The organism is Pseudomonas sp. PS01303, from assembly GCF_029959385.1.
GTDB lineage: Bacteria > Pseudomonadota > Gammaproteobacteria > Pseudomonadales > Pseudomonadaceae > Aquipseudomonas > Aquipseudomonas rustica.
This window is the reverse complement of record NZ_JASCPK010000013.1, coordinates 34885-49051: the sequence shown is the minus strand read 5'-3', so window position 1 is coordinate 49051 and position 14167 is coordinate 34885. Positions and strand designations below refer to the sequence as shown.

17 protein-coding genes are annotated in these 14167 nt (G+C 57.0%); 9 read left to right on the top strand and 8 right to left on the bottom strand.

Annotated features, from left to right (window positions below):
• Positions 1-12: 12 nt before the first annotated feature.
• On the top strand, positions 13-534 hold the full coding sequence (gene gloA, locus QMX93_RS07070; RefSeq protein WP_053120360.1) for a lactoylglutathione lyase: 522 nt from the start codon (positions 13-15) through the stop codon (positions 532-534).
• Between the two features lie 175 nt (positions 535-709).
• On the opposite strand, the gene ahpF is transcribed toward gloA, so the two are convergent.
• From ahpF to QMX93_RS07055, 3 genes are all read right to left on the bottom strand, one after another.
• Positions 710-2272 (bottom strand): alkyl hydroperoxide reductase subunit F, encoded by a 1563-nt coding sequence (gene ahpF, locus QMX93_RS07065; RefSeq protein ID WP_282354033.1) that lies wholly within the window; start codon positions 2270-2272, stop codon positions 710-712.
• Between the two features lie 123 nt (positions 2273-2395).
• On the bottom strand, positions 2396-2959 hold the full coding sequence (gene ahpC / locus QMX93_RS07060) for an alkyl hydroperoxide reductase subunit C (protein ID WP_007912224.1): 564 nt from the start codon (positions 2957-2959) through the stop codon (positions 2396-2398).
• A 136-nt stretch (positions 2960-3095) separates the two neighbouring features.
• The gene (locus QMX93_RS07055; protein ID WP_282354015.1) at positions 3096-4028 is read right to left on the bottom strand and encodes a site-specific integrase; all 933 of its coding nucleotides are present in this window, start codon (positions 4026-4028) and stop codon (positions 3096-3098) included.
• A gap of 177 nt (positions 4029-4205) precedes the next feature.
• Here QMX93_RS07055 and QMX93_RS07050 point away from each other — a divergent pair, with 177 nt between their 5' ends.
• The gene (locus QMX93_RS07050) at positions 4206-5222 is read left to right on the top strand and encodes a DNA-binding protein (protein WP_282354013.1); all 1017 of its coding nucleotides are present in this window, start codon (positions 4206-4208) and stop codon (positions 5220-5222) included.
• Here the strand turns inward: QMX93_RS07050 and gorA are convergent.
• From gorA to galU, 3 genes are all read right to left on the bottom strand, one after another.
• Entirely contained in the window at positions 5219-6577 is a 1359-nt protein-coding gene (gene gorA / locus QMX93_RS07045) for a glutathione-disulfide reductase (protein WP_282354006.1), read from the bottom strand. The genes QMX93_RS07050 and gorA overlap by 4 nt on opposite strands.
• Positions 6578-6651: 74 nt before the next feature.
• On the bottom strand, positions 6652-8178 hold the full coding sequence (locus QMX93_RS07040; RefSeq protein WP_282354004.1) for an MFS transporter: 1527 nt from the start codon (positions 8176-8178) through the stop codon (positions 6652-6654).
• A gap of 266 nt (positions 8179-8444) precedes the next feature.
• Positions 8445-9284 (bottom strand): UTP--glucose-1-phosphate uridylyltransferase GalU, encoded by an 840-nt coding sequence (galU, locus tag QMX93_RS07035; RefSeq protein ID WP_053120371.1) that lies wholly within the window; start codon positions 9282-9284, stop codon positions 8445-8447.
• Between the two features lie 248 nt (positions 9285-9532).
• On the opposite strand from galU, the gene QMX93_RS07030 reads away from it, so the two are divergent.
• Positions 9533-9721, top strand: coding sequence for a hypothetical protein (locus QMX93_RS07030; RefSeq protein WP_053120372.1), 189 nt, complete (start codon positions 9533-9535; stop codon positions 9719-9721).
• Positions 9722-9861: 140 nt separating this feature from the next.
• Positions 9862-10149, top strand: coding sequence for a hypothetical protein (locus QMX93_RS07025; protein WP_053120373.1), 288 nt, complete (start codon positions 9862-9864; stop codon positions 10147-10149).
• Positions 10150-10152: 3 nt separating this feature from the next.
• On the opposite strand, the gene QMX93_RS07020 is transcribed toward QMX93_RS07025, so the two are convergent.
• Positions 10153-10383, bottom strand: a complete 231-nt coding sequence (locus QMX93_RS07020) for a hypothetical protein (RefSeq protein WP_053120375.1) — start codon at positions 10381-10383, stop codon at positions 10153-10155.
• 71 nt (positions 10384-10454) lie between these two features.
• Positions 10455-10811, bottom strand: a complete 357-nt coding sequence (locus QMX93_RS07015; protein ID WP_159812356.1) for a hypothetical protein — start codon at positions 10809-10811, stop codon at positions 10455-10457.
• A gap of 211 nt (positions 10812-11022) precedes the next feature.
• Between QMX93_RS07015 and QMX93_RS07010 the strand changes: the two genes are divergently transcribed.
• The 5 genes from QMX93_RS07010 to ada all read left to right on the top strand — a co-directional run bounded on the left by QMX93_RS07010 (position 11023) and on the right by ada (position 14157).
• Entirely contained in the window at positions 11023-11325 is a 303-nt protein-coding gene (locus QMX93_RS07010) for a DUF1883 domain-containing protein (protein WP_007946189.1), read from the top strand.
• Positions 11326-11354: 29 nt separating this feature from the next.
• Positions 11355-11528: a hypothetical protein gene (locus tag QMX93_RS07005; protein WP_282353989.1), complete on the top strand. Its 174-nt coding sequence runs from the start codon at positions 11355-11357 to the stop codon at positions 11526-11528.
• Positions 11529-11621: 93 nt separating this feature from the next.
• Entirely contained in the window at positions 11622-12332 is a 711-nt protein-coding gene (locus QMX93_RS07000) for a 2OG-Fe(II) oxygenase (protein ID WP_282353987.1), read from the top strand.
• A 5-nt stretch (positions 12333-12337) separates the two neighbouring features.
• Positions 12338-13003: a DNA oxidative demethylase AlkB gene (alkB, locus tag QMX93_RS06995; protein WP_282354074.1), complete on the top strand. Its 666-nt coding sequence runs from the start codon at positions 12338-12340 to the stop codon at positions 13001-13003.
• 86 nt (positions 13004-13089) lie between these two features.
• Positions 13090-14157, top strand: a complete 1068-nt coding sequence (gene ada / locus QMX93_RS06990; protein ID WP_282353984.1) for a bifunctional DNA-binding transcriptional regulator/O6-methylguanine-DNA methyltransferase Ada — start codon at positions 13090-13092, stop codon at positions 14155-14157.
• The last annotated feature ends 10 nt before the right edge of the window (positions 14158-14167 follow it).

The window sequence follows — 14167 nt, the reverse complement described above, 5'->3', positions numbered from 1 at the left end:
ATTGGAGGGCCCATGAGCCTGCACGAACTGAACACTTTCCCCGGCGTCACCGCCGCGCCAGACAGCGCAACCCGCAACTTCGTTTTTAACCACACCATGCTGCGCGTGAAAGACATCACCAAGTCTTTGGATTTCTACACCCGCGTTTTGGGTTTCTCGCTGGTTGAAAAGCGCGATTTCCCGGAAGCCGAGTTCAGCCTGTACTTCCTCGCACTGGTCGATAAAGCCCAGATCCCGGCCGACGCTGCTGCTCGCACCGAGTGGATGAAGTCGATTCCAGGCATTCTGGAGCTGACCCACAACCACGGCACTGAAAACGATGCCGACTTCGCTTACCACAACGGCAACACCGATCCGCGTGGCTTTGGCCACATCTGCATTTCGGTGCCGGATATCGTCGCTGCTTGTGCACGGTTTGAAGAGCTGGGTTGTGATTTCCAGAAACGTTTGACCGATGGCCGCATGAAGAGCCTGGCGTTTATCAAGGATCCGGATGGCTACTGGGTTGAGATCATTCAGCCTGCGCCGATGTAACTGACAGCACAAAACCTCTGTAGGAGTGAGCCTGCTCGCGATAGCGATGTATCAGTCAATAGAATACTGAATGCACCACCGTTATCGCGAGCAGGCTCACTCCTACAATTGAATTTGTGCCAGGCACAAAAAACCCGTGATCGCTCACGGGTTTTTTATTATCAGCGCTGAAAGCTTACGCCGGCGCCGAAGTCCGGATCAGGTGATCAAACGCGCTCAGCGAAGCCTTCGCGCCCTCGCCCACCGCAATAACGATCTGCCTGTACGGCACAGTCGTCACGTCACCCGCTGCAAAGATTCCCGGAATCGAAGTCTCACCACGGTTATCGACAATGATCTCGCCACGCGGCGACAGCTCGATGGTGCCTTTGAGCCAATCAGTGTTCGGCAACAATCCGATCTGCACAAAGATCCCTTCCAGCTCGACCGTGCGCAGTTCATCACTGTTGCGATCCTTGTAGCGCAAGCCGTTGACCTTCTGCCCGTCGCCCGTCACTTCAGTGGTTTGCGCACTGGTGATCACGGTGACGTTCTTCAGGCTGTGCAATTTGCGCTGCAATACCGCATCGGCGCGCAGTTGCACATCAAATTCGAGCAGCGTGACGTGAGCAACGATACCGGCCAGGTCGATAGCTGCTTCAACGCCGGAATTACCGCCGCCAATCACCGCGACACGCTTGCCTTTGAACAGCGGGCCGTCGCAGTGCGGGCAGTACGCTACGCCTTTGTTGCGGTAATCCTGCTCACCGGGCACGTTCATTTCACGCCACCGCGCACCGGTCGCCAGAATCACGCTCTTGGCTTTGAGGGTCGCGCCGCTGGCGAAGTGGACTTCATGCAGCTCGCCGTTTTTGCCAGGGATCAGCTTGTCGGCACGCTGCAGGTTCATGATGTCGACGTCGTATTGTTTGACATGTTCTTCCAGCGCCGTGGCCAGTTTCGGCCCTTCGGTTTCCTGTACGGAAATGAAGTTCTCGATGGCCATGGTGTCGAGCACCTGCCCGCCGAAGCGCTCAGCGGCGACGCCAGTGCGGATGCCTTTACGAGCGGCATAAATCGCTGCCGAAGCACCGGCCGGGCCACCGCCGACGACCAACACATCAAACGCTTCTTTGGCGCTGATTTTTTCGGCCTGACGTTCAATGGCGCCGGTGTCGAGTTTGGCGAGAATCTCCTCCAGGCCCATGCGGCCCTGGCCGAAGTTTTCGCCGTTCAAGTAGATGCTCGGCACGGCCATGATCTTGCGATCGTTGACTTCATCCTGGAACAACGCGCCGTCGATGGCGACGTGGCGGATGTTCGGGTTGAGCACGGCCATCAGGTTCAGCGCCTGAACAACGTCCGGGCAGTTCTGGCAGGACAGCGAGAAGTAAGTCTCGAAGCTGAACTCGCCTTTAAGCGAGCGAATCTGCTCGATCACTTCGACGCTGGCCTTCGATGGATGGCCGCCGACTTGCAGCAGGGCCAGCACCAGCGAAGTGAATTCGTGGCCCATCGGGATGCCGGCGAAACGCAGACTGATGTCGGCGCCCGGGCGGTTGATCGAAAACGATGGCTTGCGTGGATCGTCACCGCTGTCGATCAAAGTAATCTGGCTCGAAAGACTGGCGACGTCTTTCAGCAGTTCCAGCATTTCACGGGATTTCGCACCGTCGTCGAGGGAAGCAACGATCTCGATCGGCTGGGTGACCCGTTCCAGGTACGATTTCAACTGGGCTTTAAGATTGGCGTCCAACATACGGGCGATTTCCTTTATTTGAGGCGAAAAAAAGCCCGAGCGAATCTCGCCCGGGCATTTTTTTGGGCGGTGCAGCGTACTTAAGAAGGTGCGGCGTACCGCCCTGAGTTGCGTGTCACAGACTTAGATCTTGCCGACCAGGTCCAGGGACGGAGCCAGAGTGGCCTCGCCTTCTTTCCACTTGGCTGGGCAAACTTCGCCTGGGTGAGCAGCAACGTACTGAGCAGCCTTGATTTTGCGCAGCAGCTCGGAAGCGTCACGGCCAACGCCGCCATCGTTCAGTTCAACGATTTTGATCTGGCCTTCAGGGTTGATCACGAAGGTGCCACGGTCAGCCAGGCCAACTTCTTCGATCAGCACGTCGAAGTTGCGGGAGATGGCGTGGGTCGGGTCGCCGATCATGGTGTATTCGATTTTGCCGATGGCTGGCGAAGTGTTGTGCCAGGCAGCGTGGGCAAAGTGGGTGTCGGTGGAAACGCTGTAGATTTCTACGCCGAGTTTCTGGAAGGCAGCGTAGTTGTCCGCCAGGTCTTCCAGCTCGGTTGGGCAAACGAAGGTGAAGTCGGCTGGGTAGAAGAACACGACCGACCACTTGCCCTTCAGGTCAGCGTCCGACACTTGAACGAAGTCGCCGTTTTTGAACGCGGTAGCTTTGAACGGTTTTACTTGGCTGTTGATGATAGGCATTGATGACTCTCCGTCAGGGTTGTGAATTCGATGGGAGAATCCTAACCACTCGCTCGACGGATGGCTCATTGGCAAACCTGATGCTGCTGATATGTTTTGGCTATTAGGCAACTGTATTAATAGAAGAAATGGATATCTAGGCGGGCACGTCGGTAATCCGCGCCATTCCTTGAAACGGGCTGACTTCGACATAACGCATCGCAGACTTCATGTCCTTCCAGCCGACGTAGCTCATTAACGATTTCAAATCCCAACCACTTTGATGCGCCCAAGTGGCGAAGCCGCGCCGCAGGGAATGGCTGGTGTAGTTTTCTGCAGCGATCCCGGCACGCTGCAAGGCCTGGCGCAGTAAAGGGATGATGCTGTTGGCATGCAGGCCCTCCTCGTTCAGATTGCCCCAGCGATCGATGCTGCGAAAAACCGGGCCGCGCACCAGCGCTGCTTCGGTGATCCAGTCGATGTAGGCCTGAACCGGGCACAGCTTTAGCAGCGCCGGCGCTTGATAGGTCTGCCCGAGGTTTTCCCGATCACCCTTACTGCGCGGCAGATATAGGGTGATGCCTTTGCCGGCATGCGCTTGCACATGTTCAATCTGCAAGCGGCACAGCTCGTCGCTGCGGAAGCCCCGCCAGAATCCCAGAAGAATCAGGGCGCGGTCGCGGTAAGCCTTGAGCAGCGCCGGGCGATCCTGCTGTTCTTTAGCGGTTTGCGCTTCGTGCTCCAGCCAATCGATGACGCGCTGCAAATCCTGCAACTGCAACGGCTCGGCCTGCTTCTCCTGTGCCGGGTGCAGGGCGCGAATGCCTTTGAACACCTTGCGCACCACCGGCGCCTTGGTCGGATCAGCAAAGCCCTGACTGTTATGCCACTGCGCCAACGCTGACATACGCAGCTTCAGCGTGTTGATCGATAACTCCCCGGCATGCGCCACCAGATACCGCGCGACGCTATCAGCCGTGGCTGGCAGGAACCCGCCCCACTTCACTTCGAAATGTTCAATGGCTGCACGATAGCTTCGGCGCGTGTTGTCACGGGTGGCGGCTTGCAGATAGCGATCCAGATCGCTCATGGGCTGTTTTCTCACTGGCGTACTGATTCAAGGATGCAGATGTTCATTTTGCCGCCTGACACTGGGTAATACCAGTATATCCCGCGTCTTTAATATCAATGATTTAACTTTATTTTCAGCATGGTACACTGCGTACTTAGGTGGCATGTACCACAGTATGAAACCGTAGGAGTTCACATGGCCCGTGGCGGCATTACCAAAGCACTGGTGCAGATCGCGCGTACAGCGATTCTGGCTCGAGGAGAACACCCGAGCATCGATGCAGTACGCATTGAAATGGGCAACACCGGCTCGAAAACCACGATCCATCGCTATTTGAAAGAGCTGGATGATGGCGCTCAGCCGACTGAAGCATCAGCAGAACCCATCGACGATGAGTTGACCGCCCTCGTCTCCCGCCTCGCTCAGCGCCTGAAAGAACAGGCGCAAGAGCCCATCGAACAAGCTCGCGAGCAGTTCGAGGAACAGCGTGAGGCACTGGAATCGGAGCTGAAGCAGGTTCGTCAGGCGCTGGAAAAAATCGAGCATGAGCACGACATCCAAGGCGCAGCACTGGCGCGCGAATCCGAAGCGCTGAACAACACGCGCTCGATGCTGCAAACCGAACAAACCCGTAACGCCGGTTTGAATCAGGCCTTGGCCGACTTTGAATTGCGCCTGCAGGACAAGGACGAGCAGATTCGCTCGCTGGAAGAAAAGCACCTGCATGCTCGCGACGCACTTGAGCATTACCGCAACGCCACCAAAGAGCAGCGCGAGCAGGAACAGAGCCGCCACGAAAGCCAGGTGCAGCAGATTCAGGCGGAACTGCGTCAGGCACAGCAAAGCGCACTGGTGCGTCAGGACGAGATCACTCAACTGCATCGCGATAACGAGCGCTTGCTCACGGAAAACCGTGGCACCCAGCGCGAATTGAACCTTACGCAGGATCAGCTCAAGCAGAGCAATCAGCGTCAGGATCAGTTGCTGGAACAAGCGGCGCGCATGGACAGCGAACGCACCCTCCTCCAGGAACGTTTACGCGTGGCCACACTGGAAAGTCAGACACTCAAACAGAACGTCGAAGAGCAGGCGCTCCTCAATCAGTCACTGGAAAAGCAATTAAGCAAAACGCAGGCGAGCCTGGAAGAAAGCCAGCGTCTGGCGGCTACCGTTGCGGCAGCGCCAGACTCGGCCAAACCGAAGGACGCTTAAGCGCCGACCGGTGTACGCATGGTGACAAACTCTTCGGCCGCCGTCGGATGTACCCCGATCGTGTCGTCGAAGTCGCGCTTGGTCGCGCCTGCCTTCAGCGCAATCGCCAGGCCTTGGACGATTTCGCCAGCGTCCGGGCCGACCATGTGGCAGCCGAGAACTTTGTCGGTCTTGCCGTCCACCACCAGCTTCATCAGCGTCTTCTCCTGACATTCAGTCAAGGTCAGCTTCATCGGGCGGAAGCGACTTTCGAACACCACAACATCGTGGCCAGCCTCGCGCGCTTCCTCTTCGGTCAACCCGACCGTGCCAATGTTCGGCAGGCTGAACACCGCCGTCGGGATCATCTTGTAATCGACCGGACGATACTGCTCTGGCTTGAACAGGCGGCGCGCTACAGCCATACCTTCCGCCAATGCCACTGGCGTCAATTGCACACGACCGATGACATCGCCCAGCGCCAGAATTGACGGTTCAGTAGTCTGGTACTGATCATCGACCTTGATGAAGCCTTTGTCGGTGAGCTGCACATCGGTGTTCTCCAGCCCGAGATTGTCGAGCATCGGACGGCGACCGGTCGCATAGAAAATGCAATCCGCCTCCAGCTCGCGACCATCCTTGAGGGTGGCTTTGAGGCTGCCATCGGCCTGTTTATCGATGCGCGCGATGTCGGCATTGAATTGCAGATCCAGACCGCGCTTGGTCAGTTCTTCCTGCAAATGTTTGCGCACCGAACCATCGAAACCGCGCAGGAACAGATCACCGCGATACAGCAGCGTCGTGTTCGCGCCGAGACCGTGGAAAATCCCGGCGAACTCAACCGCGATGTAACCACCACCCACCACTAGTACACGCTTAGGCAGCTCTTTGAGAAAGAACGCCTCGTTGGAACCAATCGCGTGTTCGTGCCCCGGAATTTGCGGAATCTGCGGCCAGCCGCCGGTGGCGATCAGAATGTTTTTCGCGGTAAAGCGTTCGCCATTGACCTCGACTTCATGAGGCCCAACGATCTTGGCGTGCGCCTCATGCAAGGTCACACCGCTGTTGACCAGCAAGTTACGATAAATGCCATTGAGGCGATTGATCTCGCGATCCTTGTTGGCGATCAGCGTCGCCCAATCGAAGTTCGCTTCGCCAAGGCTCCAGCCAAAACCGGATGCTTGCTCAAAGTCTTCAGCGAAATGCGCGCCGTACACCAACAGCTTTTTCGGCACACAGCCAACGTTGACGCAGGTACCGCCCAGATAACGGCTCTCGGCCACCGCCACTTTCGCGCCGAAACCGGCAGCAAAACGCGCAGCGCGCACACCGCCGGAACCGGCACCAATCACATAAAGGTCAAAATCGTAGGCCATTTCTATCTCCTCGGCAGGCGACCAGCATACCTGCCGACGCTCATTGAGCAAGTCTCCAACGAGTTTGCCCTGCATTAGCAACGCCAAGACTCCTCCACCGCCTTAGCTTCAGGTATCCGCAAGGTGCGCCAGGTGATCAGCATCGCAACGAGCGCCAGGCCGAAAGCGGCCCATGACACCAGCCCCACACCACCCTCAAACGCCAACGCCGCTTGCAACATCAGCACTTGCGCTTGCTCAGCGGATAACCCTGCGGCGACAGAAAGTGCGCCGGAGAGCGTCTCGCTCGCCAACATAAACTGAATGTCGCTCAAGAAGGCCGGCAGTTGCAAAGCGCCGCGATAGTACGCCGTGACCAAGCCACCAAGCAGAGTAGTGCCCAGCACCACACCCACTTCATACGCGGTCTCACTGATTGCGGAGGCTGCGCCTGCCTTCGCCGGCGGCGCGGCAGACAAAATCACATCGTTGGTCACTGTCGTAATCGCGCCCACCCCGATATTTAGCAAGGCGAACGCTGCCACCCATACCGCCAGACTGCCGCCCATGCTCGCCACCAGCAGAAACGCCGCGCCGACGAATCCAGTCAGAATCGGAATCAGGACATGCACGGGCATACGTTTCGCAATCGGCACGACAGCCATCCCGACGATGATCGCCATGATTTGCCCGGGCACGAGCGCCAGACTCGCACTCAGCGGCGACATCTGCAGAACGATCTGCAAGTACTGAGTGGTGAAGAAAACAAAACCTACAAGAAAAGCGAGGCTCATCAGATTGATCAGAATTGAGCTGCTGAAAGCACCATTGCGAAACAGGCTCAAGTCCATCAACGGCTCAGCAAGGCGCGACTGACGCCGCACGAACATCCAGCCTGCTAACAGTCCAATCAGAAACGTGATCAAAACGACCTCGTCGATACCTTCACTGGCGCCACGCTTGACGCTGTAAACAATAGCCCCCAACGCGACCATCGATTGCACAATGCTCACTGGATCCAGCGGCCCTGACGCATCCCGCTCCGACTCAGGCAGAAACAGCGGCCCCAAAACCAATAACGGTATCAGCACAGGCACCGCCAATAGAAAAATGGCGCCCCAATCAAAGAACTCCAGCAGCACCCCGCCGACCAAAGGCCCTAACGCCGAACCCACCGTCAACGTTGTCGCCCAGATCGCCACGGCCAGTCGGCGCTCTTCGCGATCTTCAAACACCCAGCGTATCAACGCTAAAGTCGAGGGCATCAGCATTGCGCCGAAAATACCCATACAGGCACGCCCGATGATCAGTTGCATGGCTGTTTCGGAATAGGCAGTCAAAACAGAAACGACAGCAAAACCGAAGGATCCCGCGAGCAGTAATTTTCGATGCCCGATCCGGTCACCCAAGCTGCCCATCGACACCAGCAAACCTGCCAGCACCAACGAGTAGGCATCGATCATCCACAGTTGCTGACTAGCGGTTGGGTGCAACGCTTCGGCGATTTTTGGCAGTGCGAATCCCAACACCGTGTTGTCAACGGTCACCAGCAACACTGGCAGCATCAGAACCGCAAGACTCAACCAGCGCGTTTTACTTGCAGGCTTTGCTATCAACACCACGGGCAACTCTCCTTATTGCCAAAAATGATTCCACAGCAATGCCGTGAAACGCCTCTCCTGCACTCATCCCTGGCAAGAGCCCGTCAGTTCAGCAGTGAATACACCTTCTGACAAACGCTCATTTGTTTCAGTTTGCATCCCATGGATAAGGTAAGAGGCCGTGTCTTTTTTCGGCACAAAAAAAAACGCCCCGAACCGATCGGGGCGTTTTTTGGCCTTCACACAAATGACATCGTGCGAAGGTGCTACAAACGGATCAAGCGCTCTTAGTAAGCCTTGCCAGTCTTGTAGAAGTTCTCGAAGCAGAAGTTGGTCGCTTCGATGTAGCCTTCAGCACCACCGCAGTCGAAACGCTTGCCTTTGAACTTGTAGGCCATGACGCAGCCGTTCTGGGCTTGTTTCATCAGGGCGTCGGTGATCTGGATCTCGCCGCCTTTGCCTGGCTCGGTTTGTTCGATCAGGTCGAAGATGTCCGGGGTCAGGATGTAACGACCGATGATCGCCAGGTTCGAGGGAGCGTCTTCCGGCTTTGGCTTCTCGACCATGCTGTGAACGCGGTAAATGTCATCGCGGATCATCTCGCCAGCGATTACGCCGTATTTGCTGGTTTCCTGCGGATCGACTTCCTGGATCGCGATGATCGAGCAGCGGAACTGCTTGTACAGTTTGACCATCTGGGTCAGGACGCCGTCGCCATCAAGGTTGACGCACAGGTCGTCCGCCAGTACCACGGCGAACGGTTCGTCACCGATCAGCGGACGGCCAGTCAGGATCGCGTGGCCCAGACCTTTCATTTCGGTTTGACGGGTGTAGGAGAACGAGCACTCGTCGAGCAGCTTGCGGATACCGACCAGGTATTTCTCTTTGTCGGTGCCTTTGATCTGGTTTTCCAGCTCGTAGCTGATGTCGAAGTGGTCTTCCAGAGCGCGTTTGCCACGACCGGTGACGATGGAGATTTCCGTCAGACCAGCGTCCAGAGCTTCTTCAACGCCGTACTGGATCAGTGGCTTGTTTACCACCGGCAGCATTTCTTTAGGCATGGCTTTAGTCGCTGGCAGGAAGCGAGTACCGTAACCGGCTGCTGGGAACAAGCATTTCTTGATCATATAAGTCCTTGAAAAGGCTGTGTGTACGAGTTTCGGCGCAGTCTAATCAGACGGCGTGCACCTTACAATGCCCCGCGCTGGCTAACCGATGCCATCATAGAGAAATATTCTGGCGGATAGTTCCGCTGGCATCATCGAGCAGCGAAATCAGCGTAGCTCAAAGAATCTACCACCATACGCGCATCATCACCCAGCGCCAGCATTTGCCGGTATCATGGCGACTTTGAAACAGCGAACGAGACAGATAGATGGCCGAACCAAAAATCATCAACGGGTACACCGTCGGCAAGGGCAAAGATGGCCAATGGCACATTACTGCCACCAATGGCGAGGATGTTTCCGGGCCGCTACCTACCGAAGCAATGGCGATTGAGGTGGCCTCGGTGCTCGACTACACCCCTCCTGCGCCTAAGCGTCGCGGCAAAAATCAAGACTGATTGACCGCGTTACCCCACAAGCCCTGCCAATACGCAGGGCTTTTTTGTGTCCACGTGCAAACAAGTGGCCAATCGCTATAACCTTTTCACGCCGGCGCTGTCAGAGCGTCTAGTCCCCCTACTCGCTGAAGACGACACCTATGAACATAAACAATTTTTTGCCACTGATTGCAGTACTGGCATTGGCCGGCTGCGCCACCTCTGAGCCGACGTACCTGAAAACCGGTGAACAGGGCTTGACCATCGATTGCTCCGGCGAAGCCAATTCCTGGGCCACTTGCTATGAGAAGGCTGACGCCTCCTGCGCCGGCACCGGCTACCGCATCGTTGGCACCGACGGCACACCACAACCTAAAGAGAGCGACAAAACGCTGGGCGTCGACGTCGGCAACTACAAAACCCGCAGCGTCGTGGTGGTCTGCAAATAAGCGTTACATGTGAATTTCGGCGAACTTGATCCCGAGGCCGCGCACGACTTCGATCAAGTCATCGAGTTTGCTGAACGATTCGACTTCGTCGTTATCGTCGACCAGAAAATAGCTGCGACCGGCGCTTTTCTTGAAAAAGACAATCCATTCACCCGAGTTCGCCGGGTTCTGGATGACATGGGTGGCAGAGATGAGGCCCTCTGCATGGCGCTCCCGCACTTGCTCTCGCTTCATCGCGACTCCAGAAATGAAAATGCCGCCACAGCATGACTGTGGCGGCATTGATGCTGATGACGGCCAGTCTATCAGCCAGAGATGCAGGCGTTGGCCGCGTTACGCACATCGCGAGGGCGTACCGGCACATTGGACATGCGCTCGTGCAGCTTGATGCTGCTGCCGCCGGAGCGGTCTTCGATGTCAAACACCGCCGCCGCGCCAGTGGAAAGTTTGCCGGGGACGATCACTTCGACACCGTCCTTCTTCGGTTGAACCTGCAATGCACCACGGCTGTCAGCCAGTTTTTCTGCCAGGCACTGCGCATACTCATGGGGCTTCTTGCCAGAGATCACGACCATGGTCGGCAACGTTTCATTGATTTCGGCAACATTCGCGCAACCACCCAAAGCCAAAACCAACGGCAGACACACCACACCCCACTTCATACAAATCCTCCTTTAAAGACCGTCCGACAGCACAAATGCCGTTTTTCTCCGAGGTCTTCTGCATTTAACCTGCATCCAATCGCGAATATCTGTTCAAAATTGTCAAACCAACGCCCGACGGCCAGATAATAACCCGTGCGGGCTGATAAACTGCGCCCAATCGACAAGCTATCGTTTTGATTTTGTAGAAAAAGCCCTTCTGGAGGCGCCCATGAAATTTATTCACCAGCGCGAGCACCTCAACGAAGACGACATCGTCGTCATTCAATGCTCGCAAACCTGCAACATCCGTCTGATGAACGACGCCAACTTCCGCAGCTTCAAGAACGGCGGCCGTCACACCTACCACGGCGGCGCTTTCGACACGTTTCCGGCCCGCATCACCGCACCGAGCACCGGTTTCTGGAACATCACCATCGACACCGTCAACCGCCGCCCGATCAGCGTGACCCGCAAGCCGACCCTGACGCACTCGATCAAGATCATCCGCCGCTCCAGCACCAAACTGAGCTGAGCCGATCCCGCCAACGCACACAGGTAAGCATGAACGTGGCCCAAACGACCAAATACGTCATCAAGTACAAACTCAATGGCGAACGCCGCTTTGAGTTCGCGCAGTTGGAAAACGGTACCGCCGAAGAAGCAAAGGCTGCACTCGATGCCCTGCATGACAACGAAGATGTGATCAGCGAAATCAGCGTCAGCAAAGCGTTGTAAGGCGCCGCTGCGAATTCGACCGCAAGCGGCGGAGTGTTCTGCCGCAGGGATGTGTCTAGCCTGATCACCTCGACTTTGCGTCCAGGAATCAGCATGCCAATGTCCCCTGCCCGACTGAATTCGCTCGACTGGTCAGCGCTGGAGCAGCAACTGGATCAGGATGGTTTTGTCATCATCCGCTCCCTGCTGCTTGGCCAGACGTGTGATCGTTTGAGTGACTTGTACCGGCAGACCGAACCGTTCCGTTCGCAGGTCATCATGGCCCGCCACGGCTTCGGTCGCGGCGAATATAAATACTTCCGCTATCCATTGCCCACAGCCGTAGAACGGCTGCGCACAGCGTTGTATCCGTATCTCGCGCCGCTCGCGAATCGCTGGCAGGCGCGCATGAATATGCCCGAGCGTTTTCCGACGACGCACGCTGAATTTATTCAGCAATGTCACGCCGCCGAACAGACGCGCCCTACTCCGCTGTTACTGCGCTATGGCCCGCAGGACTACAATTGTCTGCATCAGGACGTGTACGGCGAACGGTTATTTCCGCTGCAAGTGGCGATTCTTCTGTCAGAGCCTGGCGAAGATTTCACCGGCGGCGAGTTTGTTTTGACCGAACAGCGCCCACGCATGCAATCACGCGTTCACGTCATGGATCTGAAAAAAGGCGACGCCTTGATCTTCGCGGTGAACCAACGACCGGTCAAAGGAGTACGCGGCGACTATCGGGTGACCATGCGTCACGGCGTCAGTCGCCTGCACAGTGGAAATCGGCATACCCTAGGCATCATCTTTCACGACGCATTGTGAACACCATGCAACCGAGCAACTTCGACCTGTTCGCTGACAACGAACCGCAACAACAGCCTCGCGCAGACCAGATCGGTGAACAATCGTGGGTGCTGAGGGGGTTTGCGCTGCCTGTTGTCGATCAACTTCTACCGGCACTGGAAAACGTACTTGAAGCCGCGCCATTGCGCAGCATGATGACGCCGGGCGGATTCAGCATGTCCGTCGGTACCAGCAGTTGTGGCGCTTTGGGCTGGATCACCGACCGCAGTGGCTATCGTTACTCCAGCGTCGACCCGCTCAGTGGAGCGCCATGGCCATCAATGCCAGAGGCCTTCGCTGAATTGGCCCATTCAGCCGCCACCCAAGCCGGTTTTCCTGATTTTGTGGCAGATTCCTGCCTGATCAATCGCTATATCCCCGGCGCCAAAATGTCTTTGCATCAGGACAAAGACGAAAATGCCTACGCCGCGCCGATCGTTTCTCTGTCACTGGGTTTACCGGCGATGTTTCTGTTCGGCGGTTTTGCCCGCAGCGACAAGACCCAACGTGTTCCGTTGCTGCACGGCGACATGGTGATTTGGGGCGGCGTCGATCGGCTGCGCTTTCATGGCGTGTTACCGATCAAACAGGGTCGTCATCCGCAACTCGGTGAGCAGCGGATCAACCTGACCTTCCGCGTAGCCGGATAAGCTTAAGAGTTTGACCGCAAGGCCCGGAGTGTTGTCCTCGCCGGCGCTGGATAACCTGAATCAAACAGGCCAACGGATTAACCTTCATGAAAACGCTTTCGACCCACCTCAACATCGAAAACGATCCACGCTGGGCCGCCGTCGTTGCCCGCGACCCACGGGCGGACGGGCGGTTTGTCTACGCCGTGAAAACCACCGGCATCTATTGCCGCCCGAGTAGCCTGGCGCGCCTTCCAAAACCCCAGAATGTGGAGTTTTTCGACAGTGCTGCCGAGGCTGAAGCGGCGGGTTATCGGCCGAGTAAGCGCGCCGGTAAAGATCAGACGGAGGTCAACGCTCAACACGCGAAGACGGTGGCGCAAGCCTGTCGGCAGATTGAGTCGTCTGAAACGTTACCGACGCTGAATGACCTCGCGGAAACAGCAGGCTTGAGTCCGTTTCATTTCCACCGCGTGTTCAAAGCTTCTACCGGACTCACCCCGAAAGGTTACGCCGCCGCGCATCGCTCGCGCAGGGTGCGTGAACGCTTGGCGGACGGCGGCTCGGTGACCGATGCGCTGTATGACGCGGGTTTTAATTCCAATAGTCGTTTCTATGAATCAGCCGATCAGGTGCTCGGCATGAAACCCGGTGATTACCGCGCGGCCGGGCAGAACAACGATATCCGCTTCGCTGTCGGCGAATGCTCGCTCGGGGCGATTCTGGTGGCGCAAAGTGATCGTGGGGTTTGCGCGATTCTGCTGGGGGACGATCCGCACCAATTGGTGTGTGATTTGCAGGATCAGTTTCGCCGCGCCAATCTGATTGGTGCCGATAGCGATTTTGAGCAGTTGATCGCAAAAGTCGTGGGGTTTATTGAAGCGCCGGCCATTGGCCTCGACTTGCCGCTGGACGTCAGAGGCACGGCATTTCAGGAGCGCGTCTGGCAAGCGCTGCGGGAAATCCCGGCGGGCAGCACTGCCAGTTATTCCGAGATTGCCCTGCGCATCGGCGCGCCAACCTCGATGCGCGCGGTGGCTCAGGCCTGTGGTGCGAACCGGTTGGCGGTAGCGATCCCCTGTCACCGTGTGGTGCGCAGCGACGGCAACCTCTCCGGTTACCGTTGGGGCGTCGAGCGTAAGCGCCTGTTACTGGATCGCGAAACGCAGGCCTAGCGTCGGCTGA

Excerpts from the sequence above, each read along its gene's own strand:
- gloA (WP_053120360.1), top strand. The coding sequence starts at position 13 with ATGAGCCTGCACGAACTGAACACTTTCCCCGGCGTCACCGCCGCGCCA.
- ahpF (WP_282354033.1), bottom strand. The coding sequence starts at position 2,272 with ATGTTGGACGCCAATCTTAAAGCCCAGTTGAAATCGTACCTGGAACGG.
- ahpC (WP_007912224.1), bottom strand. The coding sequence starts at position 2,959 with ATGCCTATCATCAACAGCCAAGTAAAACCGTTCAAAGCTACCGCGTTC.
- QMX93_RS07055 (WP_282354015.1), bottom strand. The coding sequence starts at position 4,028 with ATGAGCGATCTGGATCGCTATCTGCAAGCCGCCACCCGTGACAACACG.
- QMX93_RS07050 (WP_282354013.1), top strand. The coding sequence starts at position 4,206 with ATGGCCCGTGGCGGCATTACCAAAGCACTGGTGCAGATCGCGCGTACA.
- gorA (WP_282354006.1), bottom strand. The coding sequence starts at position 6,577 with ATGGCCTACGATTTTGACCTTTATGTGATTGGTGCCGGTTCCGGCGGT.
- galU (WP_053120371.1), bottom strand. The coding sequence starts at position 9,284 with ATGATCAAGAAATGCTTGTTCCCAGCAGCCGGTTACGGTACTCGCTTC.
- QMX93_RS07030 (WP_053120372.1), top strand. The coding sequence starts at position 9,533 with ATGGCCGAACCAAAAATCATCAACGGGTACACCGTCGGCAAGGGCAAA.
- QMX93_RS07025 (WP_053120373.1), top strand. The coding sequence starts at position 9,862 with ATGAACATAAACAATTTTTTGCCACTGATTGCAGTACTGGCATTGGCC.
- QMX93_RS07020 (WP_053120375.1), bottom strand. The coding sequence starts at position 10,383 with ATGAAGCGAGAGCAAGTGCGGGAGCGCCATGCAGAGGGCCTCATCTCT.
- QMX93_RS07015 (WP_159812356.1), bottom strand. The coding sequence starts at position 10,811 with ATGAAGTGGGGTGTGGTGTGTCTGCCGTTGGTTTTGGCTTTGGGTGGT.
- QMX93_RS07010 (WP_007946189.1), top strand. The coding sequence starts at position 11,023 with ATGAAATTTATTCACCAGCGCGAGCACCTCAACGAAGACGACATCGTC.
- QMX93_RS07005 (WP_282353989.1), top strand. The coding sequence starts at position 11,355 with ATGAACGTGGCCCAAACGACCAAATACGTCATCAAGTACAAACTCAAT.
- QMX93_RS07000 (WP_282353987.1), top strand. The coding sequence starts at position 11,622 with ATGCCAATGTCCCCTGCCCGACTGAATTCGCTCGACTGGTCAGCGCTG.
- alkB (WP_282354074.1), top strand. The coding sequence starts at position 12,338 with ATGCAACCGAGCAACTTCGACCTGTTCGCTGACAACGAACCGCAACAA.
- ada (WP_282353984.1), top strand. The coding sequence starts at position 13,090 with ATGAAAACGCTTTCGACCCACCTCAACATCGAAAACGATCCACGCTGG.